The organism is Gemmatimonadales bacterium, assembly GCA_036500345.1.
Lineage (GTDB): Bacteria > Gemmatimonadota > Gemmatimonadetes > Gemmatimonadales > GWC2-71-9 > Palsa-1233.
In genome coordinates this window covers 1-25,239 of the sequence record DASYCE010000004.1, presented here as the reverse complement: position 1 = coordinate 25,239, position 25,239 = coordinate 1, and the positions used below count along the sequence as shown (strand labels likewise).

General features: G+C 66.2%; 28 protein-coding genes and 2 tRNA genes. 17 read left to right on the top strand and 13 right to left on the bottom strand.

Annotated features, from left to right (window positions below; all coding sequences use genetic code 11):
* The first annotated feature begins 85 nt into the window (after positions 1-85).
* Genes VGM20_01835 through VGM20_01820 form a run of 4 tightly spaced genes read left to right on the top strand, consistent with a single transcriptional unit; the run spans position 86 to position 3,587 of the window.
* Positions 86-325: a hypothetical protein gene (locus VGM20_01835; GenBank protein ID HEY4099595.1), complete on the top strand. Its 240-nt coding sequence runs from the start codon at positions 86-88 to the stop codon at positions 323-325.
* On the top strand, positions 318-1,337 hold the full coding sequence (add, locus tag VGM20_01830) for an adenosine deaminase (GenBank protein ID HEY4099594.1): 1,020 nt from the start codon (positions 318-320) through the stop codon (positions 1,335-1,337). Before VGM20_01835 ends, add begins: the two co-directional genes overlap by 8 nt.
* Positions 1,338-1,365: 28 nt before the next feature.
* Complete coding sequence (locus tag VGM20_01825) at positions 1,366-2,763, top strand: nucleoside transporter C-terminal domain-containing protein (GenBank protein ID HEY4099593.1); 1,398 nt, start codon at positions 1,366-1,368, stop codon at positions 2,761-2,763.
* The gene (locus tag VGM20_01820) at positions 2,760-3,587 is read left to right on the top strand and encodes a purine-nucleoside phosphorylase (GenBank protein HEY4099592.1); all 828 of its coding nucleotides are present in this window, start codon (positions 2,760-2,762) and stop codon (positions 3,585-3,587) included. Before VGM20_01825 ends, VGM20_01820 begins: the two co-directional genes overlap by 4 nt.
* A gap of 13 nt (positions 3,588-3,600) precedes the next feature.
* On the opposite strand, the gene thiD is transcribed toward VGM20_01820, so the two are convergent.
* Entirely contained in the window at positions 3,601-4,398 is a 798-nt protein-coding gene (gene thiD, locus VGM20_01815) for a bifunctional hydroxymethylpyrimidine kinase/phosphomethylpyrimidine kinase (GenBank protein ID HEY4099591.1), read from the bottom strand.
* A gap of 15 nt (positions 4,399-4,413) precedes the next feature.
* Between thiD and VGM20_01810 the strand changes: the two genes are divergently transcribed.
* The 12 genes from VGM20_01810 (at position 4,414) to VGM20_01755 (ending at position 13,999) form a co-directional block, all read left to right on the top strand.
* Positions 4,414-5,172: an RNA methyltransferase gene (locus VGM20_01810; protein ID HEY4099590.1), complete on the top strand. Its 759-nt coding sequence runs from the start codon at positions 4,414-4,416 to the stop codon at positions 5,170-5,172.
* Positions 5,169-5,963 carry a prepilin peptidase gene (locus VGM20_01805; GenBank protein ID HEY4099589.1) on the top strand — a complete coding sequence of 265 codons (795 nt, stop codon included), beginning with the start codon at positions 5,169-5,171 and terminating at the stop codon, positions 5,961-5,963. Before VGM20_01810 ends, VGM20_01805 begins: the two co-directional genes overlap by 4 nt.
* On the top strand, positions 5,960-7,180 hold the full coding sequence (locus tag VGM20_01800; GenBank protein HEY4099588.1) for a hypothetical protein: 1,221 nt from the start codon (positions 5,960-5,962) through the stop codon (positions 7,178-7,180). Before VGM20_01805 ends, VGM20_01800 begins: the two co-directional genes overlap by 4 nt.
* 35 nt (positions 7,181-7,215) lie before the next feature.
* Entirely contained in the window at positions 7,216-8,553 is a 1,338-nt protein-coding gene (ffh, locus tag VGM20_01795; GenBank protein HEY4099587.1) for a signal recognition particle protein, read from the top strand.
* A gap of 23 nt (positions 8,554-8,576) precedes the next feature.
* A complete protein-coding gene (gene rpsP / locus VGM20_01790; GenBank protein ID HEY4099586.1) occupies positions 8,577-8,816 on the top strand; it encodes a 30S ribosomal protein S16 in 240 nt (79 codons plus the stop codon).
* Between the two features lie 5 nt (positions 8,817-8,821).
* Positions 8,822-9,349 carry a ribosome maturation factor RimM gene (gene rimM / locus VGM20_01785; protein HEY4099585.1) on the top strand — a complete coding sequence of 176 codons (528 nt, stop codon included), beginning with the start codon at positions 8,822-8,824 and terminating at the stop codon, positions 9,347-9,349.
* A 1-nt stretch (position 9,350) separates the two neighbouring features.
* Positions 9,351-10,064: a tRNA (guanosine(37)-N1)-methyltransferase TrmD gene (gene trmD / locus VGM20_01780; protein ID HEY4099584.1), complete on the top strand. Its 714-nt coding sequence runs from the start codon at positions 9,351-9,353 to the stop codon at positions 10,062-10,064.
* A gap of 39 nt (positions 10,065-10,103) precedes the next feature.
* Complete coding sequence (gene rplS / locus VGM20_01775) at positions 10,104-10,448, top strand: 50S ribosomal protein L19 (GenBank protein HEY4099583.1); 345 nt, start codon at positions 10,104-10,106, stop codon at positions 10,446-10,448.
* Positions 10,449-10,533: 85 nt separating this feature from the next.
* On the top strand, positions 10,534-11,181 hold the full coding sequence (locus VGM20_01770; GenBank protein HEY4099582.1) for a ribonuclease HII: 648 nt from the start codon (positions 10,534-10,536) through the stop codon (positions 11,179-11,181).
* Complete coding sequence (locus VGM20_01765; protein HEY4099581.1) at positions 11,178-12,086, top strand: ChaN family lipoprotein; 909 nt, start codon at positions 11,178-11,180, stop codon at positions 12,084-12,086. The genes VGM20_01770 and VGM20_01765 overlap by 4 nt, the downstream gene beginning before the upstream one ends.
* A gap of 57 nt (positions 12,087-12,143) precedes the next feature.
* Positions 12,144-12,216, top strand: a tRNA-Lys gene (locus VGM20_01760).
* Positions 12,217-12,316: 100 nt separating this feature from the next.
* Positions 12,317-13,999, top strand: coding sequence for a LysM peptidoglycan-binding domain-containing protein (locus VGM20_01755; protein HEY4099580.1), 1,683 nt, complete (start codon positions 12,317-12,319; stop codon positions 13,997-13,999).
* Positions 14,000-14,001: 2 nt separating this feature from the next.
* Here VGM20_01755 and VGM20_01750 read toward each other — a convergent pair whose 3' ends face one another.
* The 3 genes from VGM20_01750 to VGM20_01740 are packed head-to-tail and all read right to left on the bottom strand — an operon-like array spanning position 14,002 to position 16,180.
* Complete coding sequence (locus VGM20_01750) at positions 14,002-14,616, bottom strand: transglycosylase SLT domain-containing protein (GenBank protein HEY4099579.1); 615 nt, start codon at positions 14,614-14,616, stop codon at positions 14,002-14,004.
* Between the two features lie 17 nt (positions 14,617-14,633).
* A complete protein-coding gene (gene moaC / locus VGM20_01745) occupies positions 14,634-15,116 on the bottom strand; it encodes a cyclic pyranopterin monophosphate synthase MoaC (protein ID HEY4099578.1) in 483 nt (160 codons plus the stop codon).
* Positions 15,113-16,180: a hypothetical protein gene (locus VGM20_01740; GenBank protein ID HEY4099577.1), complete on the bottom strand. Its 1,068-nt coding sequence runs from the start codon at positions 16,178-16,180 to the stop codon at positions 15,113-15,115. The genes moaC and VGM20_01740 overlap by 4 nt, the downstream gene beginning before the upstream one ends.
* 380 nt (positions 16,181-16,560) lie before the next feature.
* Between VGM20_01740 and VGM20_01735 the strand changes: the two genes are divergently transcribed.
* Positions 16,561-16,633: transfer RNA gene (locus tag VGM20_01735), tRNA-Asn, on the top strand.
* Between the two features lie 88 nt (positions 16,634-16,721).
* Here VGM20_01735 and VGM20_01730 read toward each other — a convergent pair.
* From VGM20_01730 to VGM20_01690, 9 genes are all read right to left on the bottom strand, one after another.
* Entirely contained in the window at positions 16,722-17,780 is a 1,059-nt protein-coding gene (locus VGM20_01730; GenBank protein HEY4099576.1) for a hypothetical protein, read from the bottom strand.
* Positions 17,777-17,986, bottom strand: a complete 210-nt coding sequence (locus VGM20_01725) for a hypothetical protein (GenBank protein ID HEY4099575.1) — start codon at positions 17,984-17,986, stop codon at positions 17,777-17,779. The genes VGM20_01730 and VGM20_01725 overlap by 4 nt, the downstream gene beginning before the upstream one ends.
* Positions 17,983-18,327: a helix-turn-helix domain-containing protein gene (locus VGM20_01720; protein HEY4099574.1), complete on the bottom strand. Its 345-nt coding sequence runs from the start codon at positions 18,325-18,327 to the stop codon at positions 17,983-17,985. Before VGM20_01720 ends, VGM20_01725 begins: the two co-directional genes overlap by 4 nt.
* Positions 18,324-20,822, bottom strand: a complete 2,499-nt coding sequence (locus VGM20_01715; protein ID HEY4099573.1) for a DNA methyltransferase — start codon at positions 20,820-20,822, stop codon at positions 18,324-18,326. Before VGM20_01715 ends, VGM20_01720 begins: the two co-directional genes overlap by 4 nt.
* A complete protein-coding gene (locus tag VGM20_01710) occupies positions 20,819-21,268 on the bottom strand; it encodes a hypothetical protein (GenBank protein HEY4099572.1) in 450 nt (149 codons plus the stop codon). The genes VGM20_01715 and VGM20_01710 overlap by 4 nt, the downstream gene beginning before the upstream one ends.
* 4 nt (positions 21,269-21,272) lie before the next feature.
* The gene (locus tag VGM20_01705) at positions 21,273-22,334 is read right to left on the bottom strand and encodes an HNH endonuclease signature motif containing protein (GenBank protein ID HEY4099571.1); all 1,062 of its coding nucleotides are present in this window, start codon (positions 22,332-22,334) and stop codon (positions 21,273-21,275) included.
* Positions 22,335-22,351: 17 nt separating this feature from the next.
* Entirely contained in the window at positions 22,352-24,097 is a 1,746-nt protein-coding gene (locus VGM20_01700) for a DNA cytosine methyltransferase (protein ID HEY4099570.1), read from the bottom strand.
* Positions 24,094-25,014 (bottom strand): hypothetical protein, encoded by a 921-nt coding sequence (locus tag VGM20_01695; protein HEY4099569.1) that lies wholly within the window; start codon positions 25,012-25,014, stop codon positions 24,094-24,096. Before VGM20_01695 ends, VGM20_01700 begins: the two co-directional genes overlap by 4 nt.
* On the bottom strand, positions 25,007-25,239 hold a 233-nt coding region (locus VGM20_01690; GenBank protein HEY4099568.1), incomplete at its 5' end, for a hypothetical protein. The genes VGM20_01695 and VGM20_01690, both read right to left, overlap by 8 nt.

The following is a 25,239-nucleotide window of genomic DNA, read 5'->3' as shown; positions in this document are numbered from 1 at the left end:
GGCCAAACGAACACCATGCGGCGTGACACTCGCAAGCCGCTGGCCGTTGCTCGAACGATACTTGTGACCGGATATTTACGTCCTGATGCCCGATTTCATCCCTGTGTTTCTCAACGACCGCGCCCATCAGGTCGCGGCCGGGAGGACGTTGGCCCAGCTCCTTGCGACCACCGACCCCGACCTCCTGACGGCACTCGACCAGGGCCTCGCGTCCGCCACGGACGGCCGCGGCGTCCCGGTGGACCGTGACGCCCCGCTCGTCCCCGGCGCAATCTTCCGGGTCAACCGGAGCGCCCGTCGGCCGGGTGGCGATGCCGATGCGTGACCTTCTCAAGCGAATGCCGAAGGCGGAACTCCACGTCCACCTCGACGGCTCGCTCCGTCCGGCGACGATGATCGAACTCGCGCGCACCGCGGGCGTTCCCCTCCCGACGACCGATGTCGCGGCGCTTGGCCAATGGATGCTGGTCAGCGATGCCCGCGGTCTCGAGGACTACCTCGCGCGCTTCGAATACACCATCGCACTGTTGCAGACTCCCGATGCGATCGAGCGCGTGGCGTATGAAATGGTCGCCGACGCCGCGGCCGACGGGCTGCAATATCTCGAAGTGCGGTATTGTCCGCGGCTCAGCACCCGCCAAGGATTGACGATGGATCAGGTCATCGCCGCGGAGTGGCGAGGGCTGTCGCGCGGAACGGCAGAGTTCAACCTGCCGGCGCGGATCATCAACTGCACCCTCCGCCAGTTCGATCCCGACGTGTCGATCGCGATCGCGGAACACTCGGTGGCGATGCGTGGGACGGGTGTGGTCGGCTTCGACATCGCCGGCCCGGAAGCGGGGAATCCTCCGGAGAAACATCGCGAGGCGTTCGACCTTGCCGCGCGCGGCGGGCTCGGCATCACCGTCCACGCCGGTGAGGCCGCGGGGTGGCCGTCGATCTTCGAGGCGATCCATGCCTGTCGCGCCGTCCGGATCGGACACGGGACGAGACTGTTCGAGAATCCGGCGCTGCTCGCCTACGTGCGCGATCGCGAGATTTGCGTCGAAGTCAACATCACCAGCAACGTGCAGACGCGTGTCGTGGACCGGGCAGCGGTCCATCCGGTTCGACGTTATTATGACGACGGCGTCGCGGTGACGCTCTGCACCGATTCCTGGTTGATGAGCGGCGTGTCATTGACCGACGAATACGTCACCGCCCACGACGCACTCTCCTTTGCACGGCACGAACTCGAAACGATGGCGCTGACGGCCTTCGAGCACGCATTTCTCCCCTTGCCGGAGCGGCGCGCCATTGCCGCGCGGGCGCGGGCCACGATGGCGAGCCTTTCCTGATCCGCGGCGCGGCCGCGGCGGAGTCCCGATGAAGCTTCCCCCTCGCGCCTCGTTTGCCATCGCGCTCGCCGGCATCGGCGTCGCTATCGCCGCCGGCTGGCTCCTCCCCGGCGCCGCGGGGCGCGGCCTCGCAACACTGTCCGCACAGGCGACGCAACTGGCGAATGGTCCGGCGCCGGCCCCGGTCGCAGTACCGGTGTCGCTCGCTGCGCGGTCGGTCGGCTTCCTCGGGATCGCGCTGATTCTCGGACTCGCGTTCCTGATGTCGCGCAACCGCAAGGCGATCCGGTGGAAGACCGTCGGATGGGGACTCGGATTGCAGCTCCTCTTCGCGATCTTCGTCCTCCGCGTGCCGTTTGGCACCGATCTCTTCAAGCATCTCGGCGATGCGATCACCGCGATCCTGCACTTCTCCTACGCCGGATCCGAGTTCGTCTTCGGCGATCTCGGCAAGGCCGACTCCAAGGCCGGCGTGATCTTCGCCTTCCAGATTCTCCCGTCGATCATCTTCATCTCCGCGCTCTTCGCGATCCTCTACTATCTCGGCATCATGCAGGTGGTGGTCCGCGCCGCGGCGTCGGTGATGACGCGCTTTCTCGGCACCAGCGGCGCCGAATCGCTCAACGTCGGCGCATCGATCTTCATGGGCCAGACCGAAGCCCCGCTCACCATCCGGCCGTTCCTCCCGGGGATGACGCAATCGGAGTTGATGACGGTGATGACCGCCGGGATGGCGCACGTCTCCGGGTCGATCATGGCGGCGTACATCGCCTTCGGCGTCGAGGCGCGCCACCTCCTCAGCGCGGTGATCATGACCGCGCCGGGAACGATCATGATGGCCAAGCTCTTCGAGCCCGAAACAGCCGTGCCTGAAACATCGGGAACGACGCGCATCGACATTCCCAAGACCGACGTCAACCTCCTCGACGCGGCAGCACGCGGCACCGGCGAAGGGCTGCATCTGATGCTCAACGTCATCGCGATGCTGGTGTCATTCATCGCGATCATTGCACTGATCAATGGCGGGATGGGATGGGTGCACACCAATCTCGCGGCGTGGTTCCCCGGCGACATGCAGACCGTCCTGTCGTGGGTCGGCCGCCCGGTCGCCTGGGTGCTTGGTGTCCCGTGGAAGGACAGCGGCGCAGTCGGCGGTCTCCTCGGGACCCGCGCGGTCCTCAATGAATTCATCGCTTTCTCGCAACTCGGTCCGATGAAGGGAACCCTCGATCCACGGTCGTTCACGATCGCGTCATTCGCACTCGCAGGCTTTGCGAATTTCTCCTCAATCGGCATCCAGATCGGCGGTATCGGCGCACTCGTCCCCGATCGCAAGAGTGATCTGGCGCGACTCGGCTTCCGCGCCATGCTTGCCGGAACGCTCGCCAACTTCCTCTCGGCGGCGATCGCCGGGATCCTGATGTGAGCGCCGGCGCCGGCACCGATGCCATCGCGCGCGCCGTCGACGCCGTCCGCCCGCGGCTCGACGGCGTCACGCCGGAGGTCGCCATCGTGCTCGGCAGCGGCCTCGGTGGTCTCGGCGATCGCGTTGAGGCGCCGCGACGAATCCCGTATGGGGAGATTCCGGGATTTCATGTCCCGACGGTCCAGGGGCACAAGGGCGAGTTGATCGCCGGCACGCTCGCCGGCGTCAACGTGGTGTTGCAAAGCGGTCGCTTTCACATGTACGAAGGGCACGCCGCGCACGTCTCGGCGCTGCCGGTTCGCGTCATGGCTGCACTCGGCGCGAAGACGCTGATCGTCACCAACGCCGCCGGCGGCATTCGTCGCGCCTTCGCGCCGGGGACGCTCATGGCGATCTGCGATCACATCAATCTCACCGGCCGCAATCCGCTCGAGGGAGAAGTCCTCCCCGGCGAGACTCGCTTTCCCGACATGACCGTGGCGTACGACGCAGACTTGCGCAAACTGGCGCATCAGGTCGCGGTACAGCATGGCATCGCGCTCGGCGAAGGTGTCTACGCGGCACTCCTCGGCCCTACCTACGAAACGCCGGCCGAAATCCGCATGCTCGAACGACTCGGGGCGGATGCAGTCGGCATGAGCACCGCCCCCGAAGTCATCGTGGCGCGCGCACGCGGCATGCGGGTGCTCGGCATCTCGACAATCACCAATCCCGCGGCCGGGATCGGCATGGCGCCACTACATCACGCCGAAGTGATGGATGTCGCCAATCAGGTGGCGGTGAAGCTGGCGACGCTGGTCGAAGGCGTCGTCGCGGCGCTCTGATCCGGGGCCGGCCTCAGCTGACCGGGTCGTGCCACATCGGTCCGTGGCCGCTGCCGATCCCGGGAGCCGCACGCATCGCCTTCTGCACGAAATCGATCGCCGCAGGGACCGCCTCCTCCAGGCGAACACCGAGGGCGAGCTGCGCCGTCATCGCGGCGGAGAGTGTGCAACCGGTGCCGTGCGTGGCGGTGCTCGAGACCCGGCTGCGTGTGAATCGCCTCGTGCCGTGTGCAGTGACCAGTACATCCACCACGATGTCGCTGTCGAGGTGCCCGCCCTTGACCAGCACCGCGCGCGCGCCGAGATCGAGAATCGCGACGCCGGCCTCGGCCATCGAGTCGGGGTCGCGCACGGCGAGGCCGGTGAGCGTCTCCGCTTCATCGAGATTCGGCGTGACGCACGCGGCAAGCGGAATCAGCCGCTGGCACATCGCGTCCACGCCGTCGGCGGCGAGAAGGACCCGCCCCGACGTCGAGACGATCACCGGGTCGAGCACGTAGTTCCTCCACGACCGGGTACTGATCGCCGACGCGACCTCCTCGACGACTTCCCGCGTTGCCAGCATCCCGGACTTGCATGCTTCCGGGGGAAGGTCGGTGGCCAGGGCGGTCAGCTGTGCCGCGACGATCTCGGCCGGGATGGGATGAACGGCGTGCACACCGAGGGTATTTTGCGCGGTCACCGCCGTCACGACCGACGTCCCGTAGCAGCCGAACGCGGCGAAGGTCTTGAGATCGGCCTGGATTCCGGCGCCGCCGCCCGAATCCGAGCCGGCGATGGTGAGCGCAATCATCCGTTTCCCATATGACATGCTACCTCCGGACTCATGGCCCTGGTGACCGCGATTCGTGATCTGCACCGCCGCAAGGGGCGGGAACGACGGGGGCTCGCCCTCGCCGAGGGAATCCGGCTGGTCGAAGAAATGCTTGCGGCGAACGCCGCCTGCAAGGGCGCGATCGTTTCGCCGGCGCTCGCCGGGACGGAGCGCGGCGCCCGATTGCGGGCATCGCTGGTGCGTGGCGGCGTGCAGCTCGAGGAGGTCGCCGATCACGAGCTTGCCGATCTCGCCGCCACCGAACATCCGCAGGGCGTCGTCGCCGTCTACACCGTTCCGACCTGGCCGATCGAAGCGCTCGCGCCCCGGAACGGGCAACCGCTCGTGGTGCTCGATGGCGTCCAGGATCCCGGCAACGTCGGCACCATCGCCCGGACGGCGCGCGCGTTTGGTGCCGCGGGGCTCGTTGCGCTTCCGGGGACCGCGGATCTGTCCAATCCGAAGGTGGTGCGTGGCGCGATGGGCGCACTCTTCACCCTGCCGCATCTGCATCTTTCGGAAACGGCATTCATCGACAGCATCACGCGGTGGCGCGCCATCCTCTGGGCGATGACGATGGAGGGCGTTCCGCTCGCAACGACCCGAAGCGATCAACCGATCGTCCTTCTCCTGGGCAACGAAGGGGCGGGGCTGCATCCCTCGCTCCTCGCGCACGCGACGCGACAGGTCACCATTCCGTTGCGGCCCGGCACCGAATCGCTCAACGTGGCGACTGCAGCCGGCATTGCGCTGTATGAGGTGACGCGGTGAATCCGAACACCGCGTTGATTATCCTCGCCGGCGCGCTCGGACTCCTCTTCGGGTCGTTCCTCAATGTCTGCATCGTGCGCTGGCCCGCGCTCGAATCCGTTGTCGCACCGCGCTCGCGCTGTCCGCAATGTCACAGCCTCATCGCCTGGTACGACAACATTCCCGTCGCGTCGTGGCTGGTGCTCCGGGCCCGCTGCCGTCACTGTGCCTTGCCCATTCCGTGGCGCTATCCGCTGGTCGAACTGACCGTTGGCGTGATCTGGATCGTCGCGGCGTGGGCGTACGGCGTGGACCTCGAAGCGCTTCGTGCCGCCGTCTTCGGCACGCTGCTCCTCGGCATCGCGGTGACCGATGCGCGCGAATACATCATTCCCGACGAGTTTTCGGTCGGCGGCGCGGTCATCGGCTTGCTGCTGGCCGTCGCCGCCGGGTGGAATGGACACCCCGCCAATCTCCATGCCCTCCCATGGCCGCAGTCGGTGCTCGGCGCGATCGTCGGATTCGCATTGCTCTGGATCGTGGCATGGCTCGGGGCCAAGGCGTTCGGCAAGGATGCCATGGGCGGCGGCGACATCAAGATGATGGCGATGATCGGTGCATTTCTCGGATGGCAGGGCGTTTTCCTCACACTTTTTCTGGGTGCGCTCCTCGGCACGCTGATCTTTCTCCCGTTCAAGCTCGCCGGGCGCGAGAAACTGGTACCATTCGGGATCTTCCTCGCGATCGGCGCCGCGGCGTGCTGGATTGCCGGACCCGCACTGATCACCTGGTACGAAGGGATGTGGCGATGAACCGCTGGCGACCGCTCTTCCTCGTTGCCGTCCTGGTCGTGGCCTGTCGCGGGGCGTCTCCCTCGGCACAGGCGGTGAGTGACCGCCAATTGGGCGCGCTGGTCGATTCGCTGCTCCCGGTGGTGTCAAAGGCGACCGGCCTCGCGTTCAAGGCGACGCCCAGGTCTGCCATCCGCACCCGCGAGCAGATTCATGCATATCTGATCGCCAAGATGGCGCGCGAACTCCCGCCGGCGAAGCTCGAAGGGATCGCGGCGACGTACCGCCTTCTCGGCATGCTCCCCGATTCCGTTGACCTCCGGCAGCTCTTCCTCGATCTGTATACCGAGCAGATCGCCGGATTCTACGACCCCGATTCGACGACCTTCTTCGCGATCCAGGGAACCGACCCGGCGCAGTTGCGCCTGGTGCTGGCGCACGAACTGGTGCATGCGCTGCAGGGACAGTATCTCGCGCTCGATTCGATCCTCCGCGATTCGACCAATGCCGACCGTCAATCCGCCGCACAGGCCGTGCTCGAAGGGCAGGCGACATTGGTCTCGCTCGTGGTCATGGCGCCGGGGATGGACATCGTCAACAACGATGGATTTTGGGCGACCTTTCGCGACCAGCTCGAGCAGCAGCAGACCGGAACGACCGTCTACGCGCGCGCACCAATGGTGATCCGCGAGGAGTTGACCTTCCCGTACGTCGCGGGCGCGGATTTCATGCGCTGGTACGACAAGAATCATCCCGGCACCGTGCCGTTCAACACCGCGATGCCGCAATCGACCGAGCAGATCCTCCATTCCGACCGGTACGCCGCCGGTGAGCGGCCGGTCCGGGTCCGGTTCACCGACGACACCGCCGGCGTGATCTTCGACGACACCTTTGGCGAATTCGACATCGACCTCCTCCGTGCCGTGGTGGTGGGCGCCACCAGTCCCCGGACCGATCCCGCGATCGGCTGGGCGGGCGACCGGCTTCGCGTCTATCGGTCTCCCGCGGGTCCGGCGCTGGTCTGGGTGACCACTTGGGACGCGCCGCGATTCGCGTTGCAGTTCCACGACCAGATCGCCACCCCCCTCGCGTCCCACCACCGCCCGGGATACCGGATTGCCGTCGATACCCTCCCCGGATCCACCCGCCCCACGGTCCGGGTCGTTGTCGCGCCGACCGGCTGGGCTCGCTGGACCTCCCTCCCCAGGGCCCAGATCGAGGCGCCGACCGGCCAGTAGCCGCCAACCGCAAGCCCCGCTTATCTTTGAAGGCTATGTTCGACGAGCTGTCTTCCAAGCTGACGGATACCCTGCGGCGCCTCACCGGCCGCGGCGTCCTCACGGAAGCAGCGGTGAAGGAGGGGCTGCGCGACATCCGCCGCGTCCTTCTCGAGGCCGACGTCTCGTTCGAGCTGACCCGCGAGTTTCTCGAACGGGTCGAAGCGAAGGCCGTTGGCGAAGAGGTCTTGAAGGCGGTCCGGCCGGGGCAGCAGCTGGTCAAGATCGTCTACGACGAGTTGGTCGCGCTGCTCGGCGAGAAACAGGCGCCTCTGGCATTCGCCTCGGTGCCGCCGACCGTGATCCTGATGGTCGGGTTGCAGGGAAGCGGCAAGACGACGACCGCCGGCAAGCTGGCACGGCGTCTCAAGGCGGAGCAGAAGGCGCCGTATCTGGTCGCGGCGGATGTGTACCGCCCCGCCGCTGTCGAACAGCTCGAGACCCTTGGGCGGCAGGTCGACGTCGGGGTGTACGGCGAAGCCGGCGCGACCGACGTGATCGGCATCGTGCGCCGCGGGATGGATGCGGCATCGAAGGCACGGGCGCGGACGGTGATCGTCGATACCGCCGGCCGGCTGCAGATCGATGCCGAGATGATGCAGGAGTTGGTGCGGCTCAAGGAGGCAGTGAAGCCGCACGAGATCCTGCTGGTGGCCGACGGAATGACCGGCCAGGATGCGGTGCGGATCGCGCGCGGATTTCACGATGCCCTGGGCGTCACCGGCGTGATCCTCACCAAGATGGACGGCGACGCGCGCGGTGGTGCGGCGCTCTCGATCTACGGGGTGACGCACGCGCCGATCAAGTTCATCGGCACCGGCGAGACGCTCGACGGGCTCGAGCCGTTCCATCCCGACCGCATGGCGGGGCGGATTCTCCAGCAGGGCGACGTCCTGTCGCTGGTGGAGAAGGCGCAGCAGAACGTCGACGAAGACGAAGCGAAGAAGCTGGCGCGCAAGGCGACCTCGAAGCGCGGACTCGACCTCGAGGATTTTCTCGCCGCAATGCGCCAGATGCAGAAGCTCGGGCCGATGAAGAACATCCTCGGCATGCTGCCGGGTGTGAACCCGGCGATGCTCAAGGGTGCCAATCTCGACGAGAAACGCCTCAAGCACGTCGAGGCGATCGTCCTGTCGATGACGCGGCGCGAACGGAGCGATCCCGACCTGATGAACGGCTCGCGCCGCGCGCGCGTCGCCCGGGGATCGGGACGCACCGTGCAGGAAGTGAATCAGTTGCTGGCGCAGTTCAAGCAGATGCAGAAGTTCATGAAGGTCGCGGGAAAGCCGGGGATGAAAATGCCCTTCGGCGGACGGTCGTTCCCCCCGCGCTGAACCGCAGGACCGTGAGGAGTGTCATGGCAGTTCGCATCAGGCTGCGCCGCGAAGGGCGCAAGAGCGTTCCGATGTATCGCATTGTGATCGCCGACAAGGAATCGCCGCGGGACGGCCGATTCATCGAGACGATCGGATCGTATCGCCCCAAGAGCGACAAGGATCCGTTCACTGTCGACGTGGAAAAGGCGCGCGAGTGGATCGCCAAGGGCGCCACGCCGACCGAGACGGTCGCGTCGCTCCTCAAGAAGGCGGGCGTCTAACCTCGATGTCCGACGCGGCACCGCCGCCGATTGTCGTCGGCCGGGTGCGCAAGCCGCACGGATTGAAGGGTGAACTCGCGATCTTCCCGCTGACCGACGATCCGGCCGATGTCTTCGTCACCGGTCGCGCGATGCAGCTGCGGGATCTGGCGGGAGACCTCGTCGACGAGGTCGTGATCGAATCGGCGCGGATCTATCACCGCGAATGCCTGGTGAAGTTCCGCGGTCTCGATCGGCGCGAAGCGGTCGACGGATTGCGGCAGCTCTTTCTTGCGGTGCCACGCGACCAACTCGCGCCGCTCGAAGAAGGCGAAGTCTACCAGCAGGAGCTGGTGGGATGGTCGGTGCGCGACGAGGCGGGCGAACCCCTCGGGCTGGTGAGCGAGGTCTACGAGCTGCCGCAGGGGCCGACGATCGAAGTGCAGGGGCCGAAACGCGAATTCCTGCTCCCGTTTCGCGGCGAATATGTGAAGCACGTCGACCGCGCGGCGCGGCAACTGATCGTCACGGTGCCGGAAGGGTTGCTCGACTAGTATGGCGCTCACGATCAACGTCGTGACGCTTTTTCCGGAAGCGCTGGCGCCGTATCTGGCGACGAGCATTCCGGGACGCGCGGCCGAGCGGGGGACGGTGCAGTACCGGCTGGTGCAGCTGCGGGACTTCACCCATGACCGTCATTTGACGGTTGATGATTACCCATTTGGCGGGGGTGCGGGAATGGTCCTCCGCGCCGAGCCATATCTGGAAGCGGTGGAGAGTCTCGGCAGTCCGCAGCCGGTGGTGGTGATGTCGGCGCGCGGACGGCGATTCGGGCACGATGACGCGGTGCGATGGTCGCTGGGTGAACAGCTGACCCTCCTCTGCGGGCACTACAAGGACATCGACCAGCGCGTGGTCGATCTTCTCGGCGCCGACGAGGTCTCGCTCGGAGACTTCGTCCTTTCGGGTGGTGAACCGGCGGCGCTGTGCATCGTCGATGCGATCGTCCGGCTCCTTCCCGGTGCGATCGGCGATCACGAATCGGCCAGCTCCGATTCGCACTACGACGGATTGTTGAGCGCGCCGAGCTACACCAGGCCGGCCGACGTCCGGGGAAAGAAGGTCCCCGAGGTGCTTCTCTCGGGAAACCACGCGGCGATTGCGGCGTGGCGGCAGCAGCAGGCAGAGGAATTGACGAAGATGCGGCGCCCCGATCTCTGGGCGGCGCACATGGCAACGGAGCATCACGACAGTGATGCGAAGTCCTGACCACCAACGCGCGAGATGCGCAGGGAGATGACGATGGGGATGGAATTGCTCGACAAGATTTCGCGCGAAGGGCTGCGGACTGATGTCCCGACGTTCGACTCCGGCGACACGATCAAGGTAATGGTCCGCGTGCGCGAAGGGGACAAGGAGCGGTTGCAGGCGTATGAGGGGGTCGTGATCGCGCGGCGCGGCGGCGGCATCAACGAAACCATCACCGTGCGCAAGGTGTCGGCCGGGGTCGGCGTGGAGCGCGTCTTCCCGGTGCACTCGCCGATGTATGCCTCGATCGAGGTGATGCGCCGCGGCCGGGTTCGCCGGGCCAAGCTGTACTATCTCCGCCGCCTCAGCGGCAAGAAGTCGCGCATCACCGAAGACCGCGACTAGCACGACACCGACGCGTCGGTCCTGATCGAAAAGGGAAGAGGCCCAGCCTTTTCCCTTTTCTGTTTTCGGCTCTATCTTGCCGTCGATGCCTCCACTCCGGTACGAACGGCTCGCATGGGCATCGGGCAACCTCCTGATCGGAATCGATGAAGTCGGTCGCGGACCGCTGGCGGGACCGGTGGTCGCCGCGGCGGTCTGCTTTCCGGTGCAACATCGCGGTATCCGCGGTGTCCGCGATTCCAAGCAGGTCCCCGATCACGACGAACGCAGCAAGCTCGCCCTCCGGATTCGCCGGGAAGCGCTTGCGTTCGGCCTCGGTGCCGCGAGCGTCCGCGAGATTGCCCGCGACAACATCCGGCGCGCGACCGCGCTCGCGATGCGTCGTGCGCTGGCGCGGTGCCGCACGCGACTCGCCGCGGGGACCGAAACGCGGATCGTCATCGACGGCCTTCGGATGCCGGAGTTGAACGAGGACCACGACGCCCTGGTCCAGGGCGACGCCCATTGCCACGCCATTGCTGCGGCGTCGTTGATCGCCAAGGTTGCCCGTGACCGTCTGATGAGGGCGCTCGCCACGCGTCGGCCGGGGTACGGCTGGCAGACGAACGTCGGGTATGCCACGCGGGAACACGTCGCGGCGCTGCGCATCCACGGACTCACGCCACATCACCGGGTGCTCTTCTGCGACACCGCGCTCGGCCAGCGTGAACTGTTCGACGGGATCGAAGATTGATTGCGCTGGCCCTGATCACGGCGCTGGCGCAGCAGCCGATCGACACGGTCCGCGGCGAAATGTGGACGCCCCAGCGGGTCTACGATTCGCGGCACAAGCGGTTCAGCGATTTCGAGTCGCTCGCTGCCGCTGCAGCGACATCCGACGTCGTCTTCTTCGGCGAGCAGCACGACGACCCCGGCACCCATCGGATGGAACTCGCCCTCCTGGAGGCGGTGGCCCGGCGACGTGATCAGGTGATCATATCGCTCGAGATGTTCGAACGCGACGTTCAGCCGATACTCGATCAGTATCTGGCGGGCCGCATCCCGGAAGAATCGTTTCTCAGCCAGGGCCGCCCGTGGCCGAACTACCGGACCGATTACCGGCCGCTGGTGGAATTCGCCAGGGCGCATCGCTGGCCCGTCGTGGCAGCAAATATTCCGCGTCGGATGGCGGGCTCGGTATCGGCTGGCGGCCTCGGCACGATCACCAGACTCGCCGATTCGACCCGGCGATGGGCTGCAGCGGAGTTTGACTGTCCGGAACATGACAATTACTTCACGCGTTTCGTCGCGGCGATGGGTACGCATCCGATGGGAACCGGACCGGCGCCGCCACCAGGGGAACTCGCCGCGATGACATCGCGGTTTTACCAGGCACAATGCGTGAAGGACGAAACGATGGCCGAGTCGATCGCGCAGGCCGTACGCGACGATCGTCATGCGCTGGTCATCCAGTTCAACGGAGATTTCCACTCCGATTTCGGCGACGGAACCGTTGCGCGGACCCGGCGACGGCTCGGGAAAGCACGGATCATGGTGGTCTCCGCGATACCGGTATCGTCACTCGATAGCGTCACAGCGGCGCCGCGGCGGAAACAGGGCGACTGGCTCGTCTTCACCCTCGCGCCGTCACCACACTGAGCGGGTTTACCCGCGCAACTTCACCCAGGGCGACCGGGGCGGTTAGAATCATCCCGGGCGCCCATAGCTCAGCCGGTAGAGCAATCGCCTTTTAAGCGACAGGTCGCAGGTTCGATCCCTGCTGGGCGCATGGGCGGCTCTTCTCAGGCATGCCAATCGGAAGGAGCAGAGCAATGCATCGATGGATGCCTGCAGCTCTTGTGGGTCTCGCAGCATGCGGAGGCCGGTCGATGGCGCCCCCGGCCGGGGCCCCGGCGCCTGCCATCGCGCACGACACGCTCGCTGCCGTCGCTGCTCTCCCTGCGGGTCCGCAGCACGCCGAAGTGTTGCCGGGCGCGATGCCCTCTCCGGCAATTCCAGTCACCCACGCCGACACGACGAACGCCTTGCGCGATACCAGCCGGGCGGCTGCTGCGGCCGATTCAGCGAGCGACGCCGCCGCACTCGACACGCTCCAGAAGGATCAGCCGGCGGCGAATCTCCCCGACGTCCCGATCGATGCGCACGTCAGTTGGGATCTCAATGTCGCCGACTTCGCGGATCAGCCGCGCGTCAAGTACTATCTCGACTTCTTCGCCGGGCGCGAACACCAGCGCTTCCAGACCTGGCTCGATCGGATGGAACGCTATGAGGGGTTCGCGCGGGCGGAATTCGCGGCGCACAAGCTCCCCGGCGACTTCGTCTATCTCGGGCTGATCGAATCAGGGTTCTCACCCGAGGCGGTGAGCCGCACCTACGCCGTGGGCATGTGGCAGTTCATGCTCGGCACCGGGAAGCTGTATGGACTCAGGACCGATTCGTGGGTCGATGAACGCCGCGATCCGATCAAGTCGACCGATGCCGCGGCGCGCGATCTCGATGACCTCACCCAGCGCTTCGGTTCGCACTATCTCGCGGCCGCGGCATACAACGCCGGTGCCGGTCGTGTCGGGCGGGGCCTCAATCGGATCAACGACGGCGCCGACAGCGACTCCGTCGATGTCACCAGCGACGATGCGTTCTTCACGCTCGCCGACACCCGGATGATCCGTGACGAGACCAAGAACTATGTCCCGCAGCTGATCGCCGCCGCGATCGTGGCGAAGGAGCCGGAGAAGTACGGCTTCCAGATCGCCAGCGATATCCCGGCATTTTCCCGCGACTCGGTGATGGTCGAGGGTGGCACCGGTCTCGACCTGATCGCGCGGCTCGCCGACACCACGCTCGACGCGCTGCGTGACCTCAATCCGCACCTCCTGCGGATGGTCACGCCGCCGGACGGTCCATACCCCGTGCGGGTGCCGGTGGGAAGCGCCGCCCAGATCCAGGCTGCCTACGCCGCGCTCCCCGACAGCGAACGGCGCGCGATCGTACCGCACACGGTGAAGGCGGGCGAGACAGTGGCGACGCTCGCACGCCACTATCACGTGCCGGCGGAGACGATCCGCTCGATCAACCGCGCCGCTCGCGGTCGATGGGTCGCACCAGGTACGACGCTCTACCTTCCCGCGGCGACGACGTTGTCGGCGGCGGATCTGCATGAGCCAGATCCTCCGCGAACCATTCGCACCGTGACCCGCACCTTCGTCGTGCGTCGCGGTGAAAGCATCGCGTCGGTCGCGCGCCGCGCCGGGATATCGGTGTCGCGCCTGCGCAGCGAGAACAGCCTCGGCCGCGCCGATCGGGTCAAGACCGGGCAGCGGCTGGTCACGCGGCGGACGATGGTCACGTCCGGCGGCCGTGTGGTCGCGGCCAATACCTCGCGCCGAGCCACTCAGTCAGCCAGGACCAAGGTGCATGTCGTGCAGCGTGGCGAAACAGTGGGAGGAATTGCGCAACGATACGGCGTGCGGAAATCGGAGCTGGTCGCTTTCAATGGCCTCGCGAGCAGGGCGCTTCGCGAGGGTCAAACCCTTCGCATCCCGCCGGGCTGAACTCAGCCGCGGCGACGAATGCCGCTCATCACCGCTTTCGAGTAGCGCCCCTCAACAGCCATCCCTGAATCCTGCTGGGCCGACACGAACGTCGGCCCCTTGTTGTACGCCTCCAGGGCGAGCGGCAGGTTCTGATCGAAACGTGTCAGCAGATCCTTCAGGTACCGGAATCCAAGCTTGAGATTCACGTTGGCGTTCATCAGGTCGCTGGGATCGACGGTCGGGTCATAGCTTCGCGCAGTCGCCACGCGGAGCTGAGTCAGGCCGATCGCCGACGCCGGGCTCTGGGCTGTGTTCTGGAATCCGCTCTCGACCTTGACCAGCTGAAAGCCTACCGACGCGGGGATCCCCTCTGCGACGGCAATGTCGTAGATCTGCGCCGAGAGGTCGGCGGGAATGCCGTAGCGGGAGGAGAATTCGAGAACCTCGTGCGCACGATCGAGTTCGCGCCGGGTATCAGCGAGCTGGGTCCGCACCACGGCGAGTACCGTGTCCGTCGGCTGCGCCGCCGCGGCGACGGCGTTGTGCGTGGCGAGCAGCGTCGACACGCCGCCGATCGCAACGAACGCTGCTGTTCCAACCACGAGCACTGCTATACGAGCGAAGAAGCGTCGCATCCTGGCGTCTCCTCGGATCATTTCGTTTCGGCGCGCCACGGTCCGCGCGCGCCGCCCGACTTTTCCAGCAGCCTGATTTCGCCGATCCGCATCCCGCGATCGACGCTCTTGATCATGTCGTACACGGTGAGACAGGCAACACTCACCGCCGTCAACGCTTCCATTTCGACTCCGGTCCGCGCGGTTGCCATCGCTGTCGCGATGATCCGGACGCCAGGCCACTCCTCGACCAGTTCCGCCTCGACGGTCACCTGGTCGAGCGCCAGCGGGTGGCAGAGCGGGATCAATTCGCTGGTCCGTTTCGCGGCCATCACGCCGGCAAGCTCGGAGGTCGTCAGCAACTCTCCCTTCGCCACCGTTGCGCTGCGGATCTGTTCGAACGCAGCGCTGGACATCGTCACCCGTCCCTCCGCCACCGCCCGCCGGGCAGTCACCGGCTTCTCGGCGACATCAACCATCCGGGGGCGGCCTGTCGATTCGTCAAGATGCGTCAGCGTCATGCCGCCCCGGATGTGGCGAGCTCGTCCGCGAGCGACGCGAGGAGGAGCTGGGGATTGATATTTCCCTGCGCCCGCTCTCGCGCCATCAAAACGTGCCCGATCGCCGCCGTCAGCCACTCCAGCCCCTCGGGGGAGACGCGGTCACCATGGTCCGCAGCACGCCGGGCCTGCCGGGAGAGCTCAGCGGCAAGGGCATCGAGGAGTGCGGTGAAATCGCCCCGAGCCTGCCAAGGGCCCTGCTTGAGTGCCCGCTCGACTGGCGCACTCCCGCCGGCTTCGATCGCATCGAGAAAGCTCGCAGCTCCCGCCGCCGCCTTGGCGGCGACGTCGCTGGCCGTGGCGATCGCAGCGCCGATCGAACCGCGCGCTCGCGTGACGACGGCGTCGCTGGCGAGGTCGGGGCGATGGGCCGCGAGGAAACTCCGGACATCGGCGTCGGTGAGCCGGCCGAGCCTGACCGGCACCGACCGCGACCGGATCGTCGGGAGGATCTGGCCAGGCTCCGACGTGGTCAGGACGCAGAGCGTGCGGGTCGGTGGTTCCTCAAGAAGTTTGAGGAGCGAATTCGCCGCTTCGGGGCTGGACTCCTGGGGAACTAGCCGCTCGGCGTCGCCGATGATGAAGACGCGCCAGCCACCCTCGACCGGTGTCATCGAGGCGTGACGCTGAAGGAGCCGCGCCGACGCGACGCCGTGCGAACTCATCCCGTCGGCGGGGCCCCACCACGGAGCCGCTCGCCGTTCCGCGATGAGCGCCTCGATCGATTCGGCGACTTCGTCGATCTGCTTGTCGAAGTCACCAGCCTTGGGACGTGGTACCGGAACGAACCAGTGCAAGTCGGGATGGCTGAGCGCCAGTACCCGGGTGCACCCAGAACAGCGGCCACACGGCGCGTCGGCGCGCGATGAGCAGAAGAGGACCTGGGCGAACCAGAGTGCCAGGCGTTGCTTGCCAACTCCGATCGCTCCGGTCATCAGCAGGACCTGCGGCACCCGCCCGTTTTGCAGCGAGGAGAGAAGGTCCTTCCGAGTTGTTTCGTGACCGGTAATCGGTGCCAAAGGCATGCTCCAAGATAGCCGTACGTGCGGCCTTCTCCAAGGGCGGGAATGTTTCATAACTCGTTTTTTCGCAATAGTTTACGACCATTACGATTTGTCAACTCACGTCAGTTTGGCCGGTATGCCGGCTGGCGTGGAAGAGCGATCACTCACATGTGGTGGAATTTCGTGAGCGTTTGCTCATTTTGTCTCCTGATGCAACAAAATCGAGCGTCTTTCCCCTTGGCTGGTCGGGGATCTGTGAGTACGGCCGGCTAGCTCCCAAGACTGACCAGGTCAGTAGGGGCGGCGTGTCCTTCAACCGCGGGCCGGGGTGACCTACACTGCCAAACGCCAGCCGAAACAGCTACTTTGACCGCGCCGTTGCGCGGTACTGCGCGGCGCATTCCCGAGTAGCTCAGTCGGTAGAGCAGCTGACTGTTAATCAGCGGGTCGGGGGTTCGAGTCCCTCCTCGGGAGCTCAATTCTGAAGCGGCATGCGCCTCCACGATCCCCGTGGGGGCGTTTGCCTGTTCGGGGAGATGTTCGGGGACCGACACGGCGCTACTCATGCGCGACGCAGCCCCTTCCGCCCCGCCGCCTTCGTCTCCTGCTCGACCAGCGCCTCCGCTTTCGCGACCCGGGCCAGCACCTTCTCGGCATCCTGGACGACGTACCCGGTCAATTCCGCTCGGCCGTACCGGTCGGTGACGTTCGCCAGGGCGTGCCCCATGTAGAGCTTGCGCCGGGTGAATGGGATCTCGGCGTCCTCGAGGAGCCGGGCGAAGGCCCGGCGGCCGTCGTATCGCTGCAGGCCGAGCGGCTCGATCAGGTCCCGGAACTGCTTCCACCCCATCGCCCGGCGTGCCGGCGTCGTCAGCCGCGGGACGATCCGCACCCGCGCCTTCCGCTTCGTGCCGAGGATCTCAATCCGATCCTGCAGCAGCGACCAGGGGCCATCCATTTCGGCCGGTCCCATGCCGGTGAGGCAGAGATCCCACCAGAGCTGCCGCGCGTGGCCGGTCAGCCGGTTCCGGATCCGAATCACCTGCTCGATCGACGGCGCGGTGCGCTCAGCCGGATCCTCGGCGAGCGCCGGGATCGCCACGAGGTCGAGGTAGAGGTGGTGATGCCGGCCGACGCGATCGCGCAGGAAAGCCGAGGCGGCACTCCGGATCCGGTTGAACGCCGGGGCGTGGTCCTCGAGCGTCTCGCGCAGTTCGCGCAACGCCGGCGTCAGACCGGCCACCGGCGCATCGTCGCGGAGCACCGCTTCGAAGTGCGTCCACGCATAGTTGCGTTGGCGGCGCGTGCTGGCATTTGTGGTCTTCTTCACCCAGTCGGCCCAGGCGTCGGAGAGCGTCTCCATCGCCGGCGCATCGGGCAGCTTCTCCACCGAGCTGGTGCGCGCAGCGCTGTATGCCGCCACCGCGCGCAGCTTCCCGTCGCGAATCGCCTCGAGCGGACCGTGCAGGCCCTTGTCGTAGAGCTCGGTGAGCATCGCGTTGATGCCCTTGAATGTCCGCTGATCGGTGGTGCCACTCGATCGACGCACGCGCCCGATGCCCGGGAAGACCCGGTCAATCAGGAGAGTACCGCGGCCGCTGCTGGATCGATGAGGCGTCACGAGATCTTCCGAAGGTGCAGGCGCTTCTGCGCCTGCCCACGATACGCCGCCTTCACATCGGCCGCAAGGAATTGCCGCTCGCGCGTCCGCACTGGCACCGGCCGGACCGGCAACCGGCGCACCGACTTCACGGAGATGCCGAGCCATAGCGCGACCTCTCGGGTGGTGAGCACCACGTCGTCGGCGTGCGCGTTGAGGTCGATCACGAGGCCAGCTCCCGAATCTCATCGGCGAGTGCCAGGAAGTCGGCGCGACCGTCGCCCCACGGCACCGTACCCTCGCCGTCGCATTTCCGACGAATGAGATCGATCGTTTCATCGACGGCGCAGCGAATCGCGTCACGGTCGACGATCTCGATCGACCGGGCCTTCATGCGTTCGCGCCGGATATACCCCTTGCGTTCCAAGTTTTGCAGGTGCTCCGCTACGGTTGCAACCGTGATACCGAGACTGCGGACCATCTCGTCGTAGCTCGGCGCGAAACCGTTGCGGGCGATCTCGATCTTCAGGAAGTCGAGAATCGCGGCTTGCTTACGAGTGAGACTCATGCCGCAGCCTCGTCGAGGAAGTCGAAGAGGGTTGGCATTGAGATCTTCTCCTCCGCTGCGCGGAGATACTGGACACCATCGGCGAAATACGGCGGCGCCAGCTCGATCCCGAGGCCTCGCCGTCCCATCTCGATCGCGCGTAGTGGCACGGTCATCAGGCCGCCGAAGGGATCCATGACCAGCTCGTCCGGATTGGAATACCGGGCGATCAGCCGGTCGACGATGTCGAACTGGAGCGGGCAGAGATGCTTCTCCCGCCCCGCGGCCTCCTGGGCGCCGTTGAGTGTGCGCATCCGGGTGACATCCGACCAGACATCCTCGTCGTGGCTCTGCGGCTGCAGGAGCATGAAGCCGGGCGGCAGCTGCTTCGCTCGTTCGAGCGCCTCACCGATCGCGATGTGCCGCTCGTGGTCGTAGACGGTGGCGAAGGACATGGCCCGGTACCGCTTGAAGACCTGCTCGGCCGGGAGGCCGACGAGTTCTTCGGTGCCGATCAGTCGTTCGCCACTCGAGCGCCAGAGCGCATGGGCGTCGACCTGCCAGCGGGCGCGCGAGTACTCCGACTTCGATTTCACGACGCGGTGATCCGCGTAACCATTGCTGGCATCCGTCGGCGGCTTCCGGAAGAGCAGGACATATTCCGGCATCCCGACGCCCATCCGGGAGCCGTCCTTGCATTGCTCAGAATAGCCGAGCCGGTAGGTCTGGTTGTTCTCCCGCACAACGTCGGTGACGACCGTGATCATGCCGAGGTACGCGAACCCGTGGCGCCGGTAGTGGAGGATGCACTCGGCGTGGAACGGACTAGCAGTCTGGAAGCCGAGCCCGTCGAGGCTCCCGGGCCGGATCCGGTCCTTCACGTGGACCGCCATCACTCGGCCCGGCTGGAGTACTCGGAGCAGCTGCGGCGAGAGGAAGTCCATCTGCCGGAAGAAGTGCTCGTCGTCGTCGGTGTGGCCGAAGTCGTTGTAGGACGGCGTGTACTCGTACTGCGTCCCGAACGGGATCGACGTGATGATCAGGTCGACCGATGCGTCCGGCATCGCGGTTGTCTCGTCGACGCAATCATTCAGCACCGCCACGAACTGCTTGCCGCGTTCTTCCTTCCGTTCACACCCGATCGACCGCTGCAGCCGCGCTCGGGCCAGTTCTCCGCCGAGTCCGCATTCCCGCATCAGCGCCGACATCCGCTCCATCATCGCATCGTGCCGGCGCCATTTCGCCTGCAGGTCGCGGACGATCTCGGCTTCGGCATCGGAATAGATGATGTCGATCGTGACCTGCTGCGGCTGGAGGAAGCGGTGGATCCGGTGAATCGCCTGGATGAAGTCGCGGAACTTGAAGCCGATCCCGGCGAAGATCGCCCAGTGGCAATGGCGCTGCAGGTTGCATCCGGCGCCGAGCATGACCGGCTTCGCGGCGAGGCGCGCGAGACGGCCCTCGGCGAATGCCGCGACGAGGTCTTCCCGCTCGTCCAGATCCTGTGAGCCATAGACGGCCTCAATGCCCTCGATCGAGGACGTGATGGCATGACGCTCCGATTCGAGATCGTGCCAGACGATGACGTGGTCGCCCGGCCGCGAATCAACGAGCCGCCCGACCTCAGCGACGCGAGCGGGAAGGGAAAGGCGCTTCTCGGCCGCGGCCTGCTGTACCCCGAGCGACGCATCGCGCAGCAGTTTTCCCTGGCCGTCATACTCGGTCCCATGATCATCGACCGCCGGCGTGACGCAGTGCCACTTCACGTCGAGCGCGGGCAGTTCATACCCCTCGTCGGAGAATCCGAGGTCTGAAGGCCGGAGGATCACCACCGCCCAGGAGGCAACCCACGCCCAGAACTCGTCTTCCTTGTGCGGCAGGATGGTGAGCTCGTCGGCCTTCTCGCTGTTCCGCTGGAAGAACCGAGTCTTCGCCTCGCCGATATCCATGATGCCGAGGAATGCGGCGTAGGAGAGGAACTCGATGTAGTCATTCGGGCTCGGTGTCGCCGTGGCCACGAACCGGAACGGTGTGTGCTCGAAGAGCCGCATGAATTCGCGGAACGTCTTCGTCCCGCCCATGCCGCGAAGGATCGCGGCTTCATCCAGGCTAATCGCCGTGAAGAGGGCAGGGTCGATCTTTCCCTCACGCACACTCTCATAGTTCGTGATATAGATCCCCGGACCGGCAACGTGGGCCGAAGTGCGAACGAACGTCGCGGCCGCGCCGAGCATCGCAGCATCCTTCGCGAACTCGGCGCGCACACCCAGCGGGCAGATGATGAGCCCGCGCTCGTCAGGATTTAGTGTCAGTCGAATCGTCTCGAGCTGCATGAGTGTCTTGCCCAGTCCGAACGACGCGAAGATCGCCCGCCGTCCGCCGCCAACCGCCCATTCGACAATCGCCCGCTGATGTCCCTTCAGCAGGGCATTCGCCTGACCAGGCTCATCGCCGCGGCCGAACTGCGGCGCGGCGACGGCCTTGGCGCGGAGGAAGTCGAGGTAGGCCTGATTCACGCGCTGAACTCCTCGCGATCCGGCGGTGTGCCGAACCCAGCGGCGAGTAGCACCTTGTCCTGCTCGACGTACGCCTTTGCCTTCTCCGTCTCCCATCCCGCGCCGGCGTGTGGGCAGTCGCAGCGAAGCCGCGGCTTTACCGTGCCGTCGGGGAATTCGAACCCGGCGTAATACGTGTGCCGCCCGCACTCGTTGCAGACGTCGAAGGACCCCTGCGCTTTCTGTGGCGTCTCGCGCGCGGCGCGATGGAGCTTGATCACCTTGATCCGGGGGAAGTGATCGCTCGACTGGATCGATGACGTGATGGCGTTGAAGAGCTCGCCGGTCGTCCAGTTGTGCGTCGCCCGTTGCAGTTCCACCGCGAATGCCGCGAGCTCGGCAGCAGGCTTGCCGCCGAACGCCGCCGCCAGCCGCGCAACCTGCTCGCGCACAAATCCCATCGGCAACTCGTCAAGCTGCATAGCCAGCCTGCTTCCGCTTGATCTCTTCGGCCATGTCCAGGATGGGGTCGGCGCCAGGCGTTGCGGCGGTCGATGGCGTCGCGCGCATCGTCTGGATCGCCTTCCGGACGTAGTTCCCGCCATTCCACCCGGGATTGGGCATGCCGGCCAGCTGCTGCAGGGCCGTCGCGAGCTCCGCCGGTGTCACCGGTCGACCTCCGGGGCCGGTGGTTCCGTCGTTCGGGTCAAGCATCTGGAGCATCGACTGCGCGGCACCTTCTGCCCCGCGGTGAGATTCGAGCAGCACCCGGCGGAGCGCTTCATGGCAGGTCGCTGGCAACAATTCCCGCAACCGGCGTTCGTTTGGCCGCGGTGTGCTGTCGCGCGCCGCTCGCTCCTCGCTCCCCGATCGTTGATCGTTGGTCGTTGGTCGTTGATCGTTGGTCGTTGGTCGTTGGTCGGGGAGGTTACTTGTCGCAGACGCATCGCCGACTTGTCGGCGATTCCTCGCGGACAAGTCGCGTCCTGCCTTACGGCGATTGCAGCTAAGGCAAAGCAGGCGAAGGTTTTCCGGCTCGTCTGTTCCGCCGTCAGCCAGCGCGACGATGTGGTCGATCTCGGCCAAATTCGGCGAGCTGTCGTATTTGTTCGACTTCCCGAGCTTCACCTCGACGTTGCATTCCTCACAGCGGCCCTCGGCTCGCTCGATGAGGGCTGTCTTGGTAGCGTCAGGGATGCGTCGGCGACGGGTCGCAGATTCTTCGGCGACTGCTCCGAGCGCTGCGTTCATGTTCGGCTTCTCGATACGCTGGTGCTTATTCCATCCGCAGATCTGAATCACCGGTTGACCGCTCGCCGTTGTCCCGCGGCGGATGACACCCACCTCGGCAAGCTCGTCGAGCGACTCGACACAATCGTCATCGGTGTAGGGGAACAGAATCCCGTTGAGGAGCCGGGGACTGTCCAACAATCGCCCGGCGTCGTCGGCTTGGGAAACGAGCCCAAGGAAGATGAGGCGAGTCAACGGGCTCAGCGGACCGATCTTCTCGTCCGACCAGAACTCGGGCTTCACCGTCCGGATCCGGGCCACTAAGCGGCGACCTCGGCGCGTTGCTCAGTGGCGAAGTTGGCGCGGATGAGCGCCGCGGCCATCGGTGGGCAGACGCTGTTCCCCACCATCCGCACCTGCGCGGTCTTCGTCAGCGGCTTGCCGTTGAACTCGATATCGATCCGATAGTCGGGCCGGAATCCCTGGGCGTTGTAGAGCTCGCGCGGAGCCAGCATCCGCATGCCGATGTCGGCGATCTCGTAGTCGATCCCTTCGACCGCGACGAGCCCCAGCCGGTCCTTCGATGTGACGGTACGCATCGGGTCGAAGAGGGTGCCACCGTCCTTCTCGTTGCCGTAGTACGCCACCAGGAACGCGCGCACCTCGGCGAACTTCCACCCGTGCGCCGTGATCGACGGGAGGGGTTTGTCCGCCGGCTGACCGTCGCTGGTGCCGTTGAATTGTGTCAGATGCGCAGCGACGAGCGCGTTGTGGTCAACCGCGGTGACGGTGGGCGTGGGCGCGAACAGCGAGGCCGCCTGGACGGTATCGTGCGTCTCGCTGTAGTGCTTCGCGAGGAACGCCGCCACCACCCCGTGTTTAGGTGTCGAGGCGACGACCGTGCCGAGCGGTTCGCGAACATCCTGACCGACGCGGTCGCCGTTGAAGCGAGTCAGCGTCGCAGCTGCGAGCCCATGCTTCTCAGACCCGACGACGGTCCCGAGTGGCTTCTCCGGATCAAGCGCGCGCGGCGCCTGCCCATCACGCTCGCCGTAACCGGTCTGGACGAGCGTGGCACCGGCGAGCGCGATCTCCCCGCGCTGCGAGGCGGTGATCGTTGGCATCGGATCGTCGACACGTTGCCGACGATTGTCGTCGGCATGGCGCACCGGTGCGAGGACAGGGGCGGTCAACGCCCTGCAGCCCCCCTTCTCGGTCGCGATCGTGCTGATGGGGCGATCGATGTCCTCGATCTTCCCGCCGTGCGCCATATTGACGATGAAGGGCTTCGGCGAGTTGATCACGAACCGATCCAGCCCGCGGGCGATGCGCCGGAGCGTGTTCGCCGCCAGCGGCTTCTTGCGGTCGAAGATCGAGGGGCAGGGAATCGACCAGTCGATGCATTCCGCGGCGGTGCGCCATGGCAACGCGTGGTGCTTCCCGTGCGTCGCCTGCGGCCAGACAATCGGTTGCCCATCGCATCGCGCGATGAGGAAGAGGCGCTTACGGATCGTCGGCGCGCCGAAATCACAGGCGCGCATCTCGCGCCACTCCACTCGATAGCCGAGCCGCTCGAGCTTCCGGACGAAGGCGCGGAACGTCTTTCCCTTCCGGACCGGGCACGGCTTCCCGTCGGCCAGCACCGGCCCCCAGCCCTGAAACTCCTCGACGTTTTCGAGGAAGATGCAGCGCGGTCGCTTGCCCTCCGGCAACGACGCCCAGCGGACCGCGAGCCACGCCAGGCCGCGAATCTTCTTCTCAACGGGCTTGCCGCCCTTCGCCTTGCTGAAGTGCTTGCAGTCCGGTGACAGCCACATCAGTCCGATCGGCCGACCGTCAGCGGCTTCCTCCGGGTCGACCTTCCAGACGTTCTCGCAGTAATGCTTCGTGCCGGGGTGGTTCGCCTTGTGGAGCGCGATCGCTTCGGCGTCATGATTGATCGCGACGTCCGGATCCCGGCCGAGCGCGAGACGGATTCCCTCCGACGCGCCGCCGCCGCCGGCGAAGCTGTCGATGATCAGCTCGTCGGGATCCAGTCCCAGGCGGACGACAGGCGAACGACTCACGCCTGGGCGCCCTTCTTGATCGCGATCGTCGGCTCAACCCGACCGACCGCGATCATGCGATCGAGGAGATCCAGTGCGGAGTCGCGCACCCAGACCCGGTGCGCTTCATACGCGGGCCCGAAGACGCCGGGCGTGCCGATCAGCTCACGGATCTTGTGGCGTACCGGCCAGTAGACCGCCTCCCATGCTTGGCCCCAGCTCGGATTCTTCGGGAGTGACGCCGCACCCTTGCGGATGATCTCGACGAGCTCGCGACGCAGGAGCGAATTCTCGGCGGATTCATCGCCGAGAATTCGCGAAATTGCCGCCGCCGCCGCCGCCGCCACCGCCGCCGCCACCGCCTCCGCCACCGCCTCCGCCTCCGCCTCCGCCTCCACCTCCGCCGCCACCGCCGCCACCGCCGCCGCCACCTCCGCCGGTTTCACGATTGCGCGGATTTTTTCGAGCGCCGCTGCGCGGCGCTCCCACGCCTTGTCGCGCAGCTGGCGCATGACCGGCCACGCGAGATCCCACGTCGCCTGATCGACGATCGGCGCGATCGTGGCAAGCCGTTCCGCCTGCTCGTCGAGCTTGAGGAGACGGAACGCGGCCGGAGCCGCCGTGCGGTACGCCCAGTCGAGCGCCATGAACTTCCGCGTCAGTTCGTCGGCGTCGGTCGTCCGCGTCCCGATGACGCGAGGAATGAACGGCACTAACAGCTGGCGATCCGCATCCGACCACCGGTCGTTGAGCCCCATACCGAAGCGGCGAATCACCGGGCTCACGCACGCCGGCGCGTCGCTCCACTTCTCGCCGGCGACAAATGCCACGGCCTCGTTGAAGCAGAAGGATTTATGGTCAGCGTGGCCACCAGCGGCGAGCTGGAGACCGTCCGGCAATTCGCGCACGATGCGCGGGGCCTTCAACGTGTTAGTCATCAGCGTGCTTCAGGGATGAGGCGGCGGCCGCGTGACCGTGGCTCGCGAGACAGGCGAAGCGGACGGCGTCGTAGAAGTCGCCGTGGGCATCGCGGAGAGAAGGGGTTGAAGGGAACATCTTGCGCTTCGGCCAGAACCGGCCGACCTCGGCGCCGAGCTCGAAGCCGTCGACGACGAGATAGACGAGGTGCGCCAGGAGGCGCTCGCCCACCGACGCGCCGCGGA

Coding starts and splice junctions, on each gene's coding strand:
- thiD (HEY4099591.1), bottom strand. CDS start 4,398: ATGTCATATGGGAAACGGATGATTGCGCTCACCATCGCCGGCTCGGAT.
- rplS (HEY4099583.1), top strand. CDS start 10,104: ATGGAATTGCTCGACAAGATTTCGCGCGAAGGGCTGCGGACTGATGTC.
- rimM (HEY4099585.1), top strand. CDS start 8,822: ATGTCCGACGCGGCACCGCCGCCGATTGTCGTCGGCCGGGTGCGCAAG.
- rpsP (HEY4099586.1), top strand. CDS start 8,577: ATGGCAGTTCGCATCAGGCTGCGCCGCGAAGGGCGCAAGAGCGTTCCG.
- VGM20_01740 (HEY4099577.1), bottom strand. CDS start 16,180: ATGCCTTTGGCACCGATTACCGGTCACGAAACAACTCGGAAGGACCTT.
- VGM20_01750 (HEY4099579.1), bottom strand. CDS start 14,616: ATGCGACGCTTCTTCGCTCGTATAGCAGTGCTCGTGGTTGGAACAGCA.
- VGM20_01835 (HEY4099595.1), top strand. CDS start 86: ATGCCCGATTTCATCCCTGTGTTTCTCAACGACCGCGCCCATCAGGTC.
- add (HEY4099594.1), top strand. CDS start 318: ATGCGTGACCTTCTCAAGCGAATGCCGAAGGCGGAACTCCACGTCCAC.
- trmD (HEY4099584.1), top strand. CDS start 9,351: ATGGCGCTCACGATCAACGTCGTGACGCTTTTTCCGGAAGCGCTGGCG.
- ffh (HEY4099587.1), top strand. CDS start 7,216: ATGTTCGACGAGCTGTCTTCCAAGCTGACGGATACCCTGCGGCGCCTC.
- VGM20_01825 (HEY4099593.1), top strand. CDS start 1,366: ATGAAGCTTCCCCCTCGCGCCTCGTTTGCCATCGCGCTCGCCGGCATC.
- VGM20_01810 (HEY4099590.1), top strand. CDS start 4,414: ATGGCCCTGGTGACCGCGATTCGTGATCTGCACCGCCGCAAGGGGCGG.
- moaC (HEY4099578.1), bottom strand. CDS start 15,116: ATGACGCTGACGCATCTTGACGAATCGACAGGCCGCCCCCGGATGGTT.
- VGM20_01755 (HEY4099580.1), top strand. CDS start 12,317: ATGGCGCCCCCGGCCGGGGCCCCGGCGCCTGCCATCGCGCACGACACG.
- VGM20_01770 (HEY4099582.1), top strand. CDS start 10,534: ATGCCTCCACTCCGGTACGAACGGCTCGCATGGGCATCGGGCAACCTC.
- VGM20_01720 (HEY4099574.1), bottom strand. CDS start 18,327: ATGAGTCTCACTCGTAAGCAAGCCGCGATTCTCGACTTCCTGAAGATC.
- VGM20_01695 (HEY4099569.1), bottom strand. CDS start 25,014: ATGACTAACACGTTGAAGGCCCCGCGCATCGTGCGCGAATTGCCGGAC.
- VGM20_01800 (HEY4099588.1), top strand. CDS start 5,960: ATGAACCGCTGGCGACCGCTCTTCCTCGTTGCCGTCCTGGTCGTGGCC.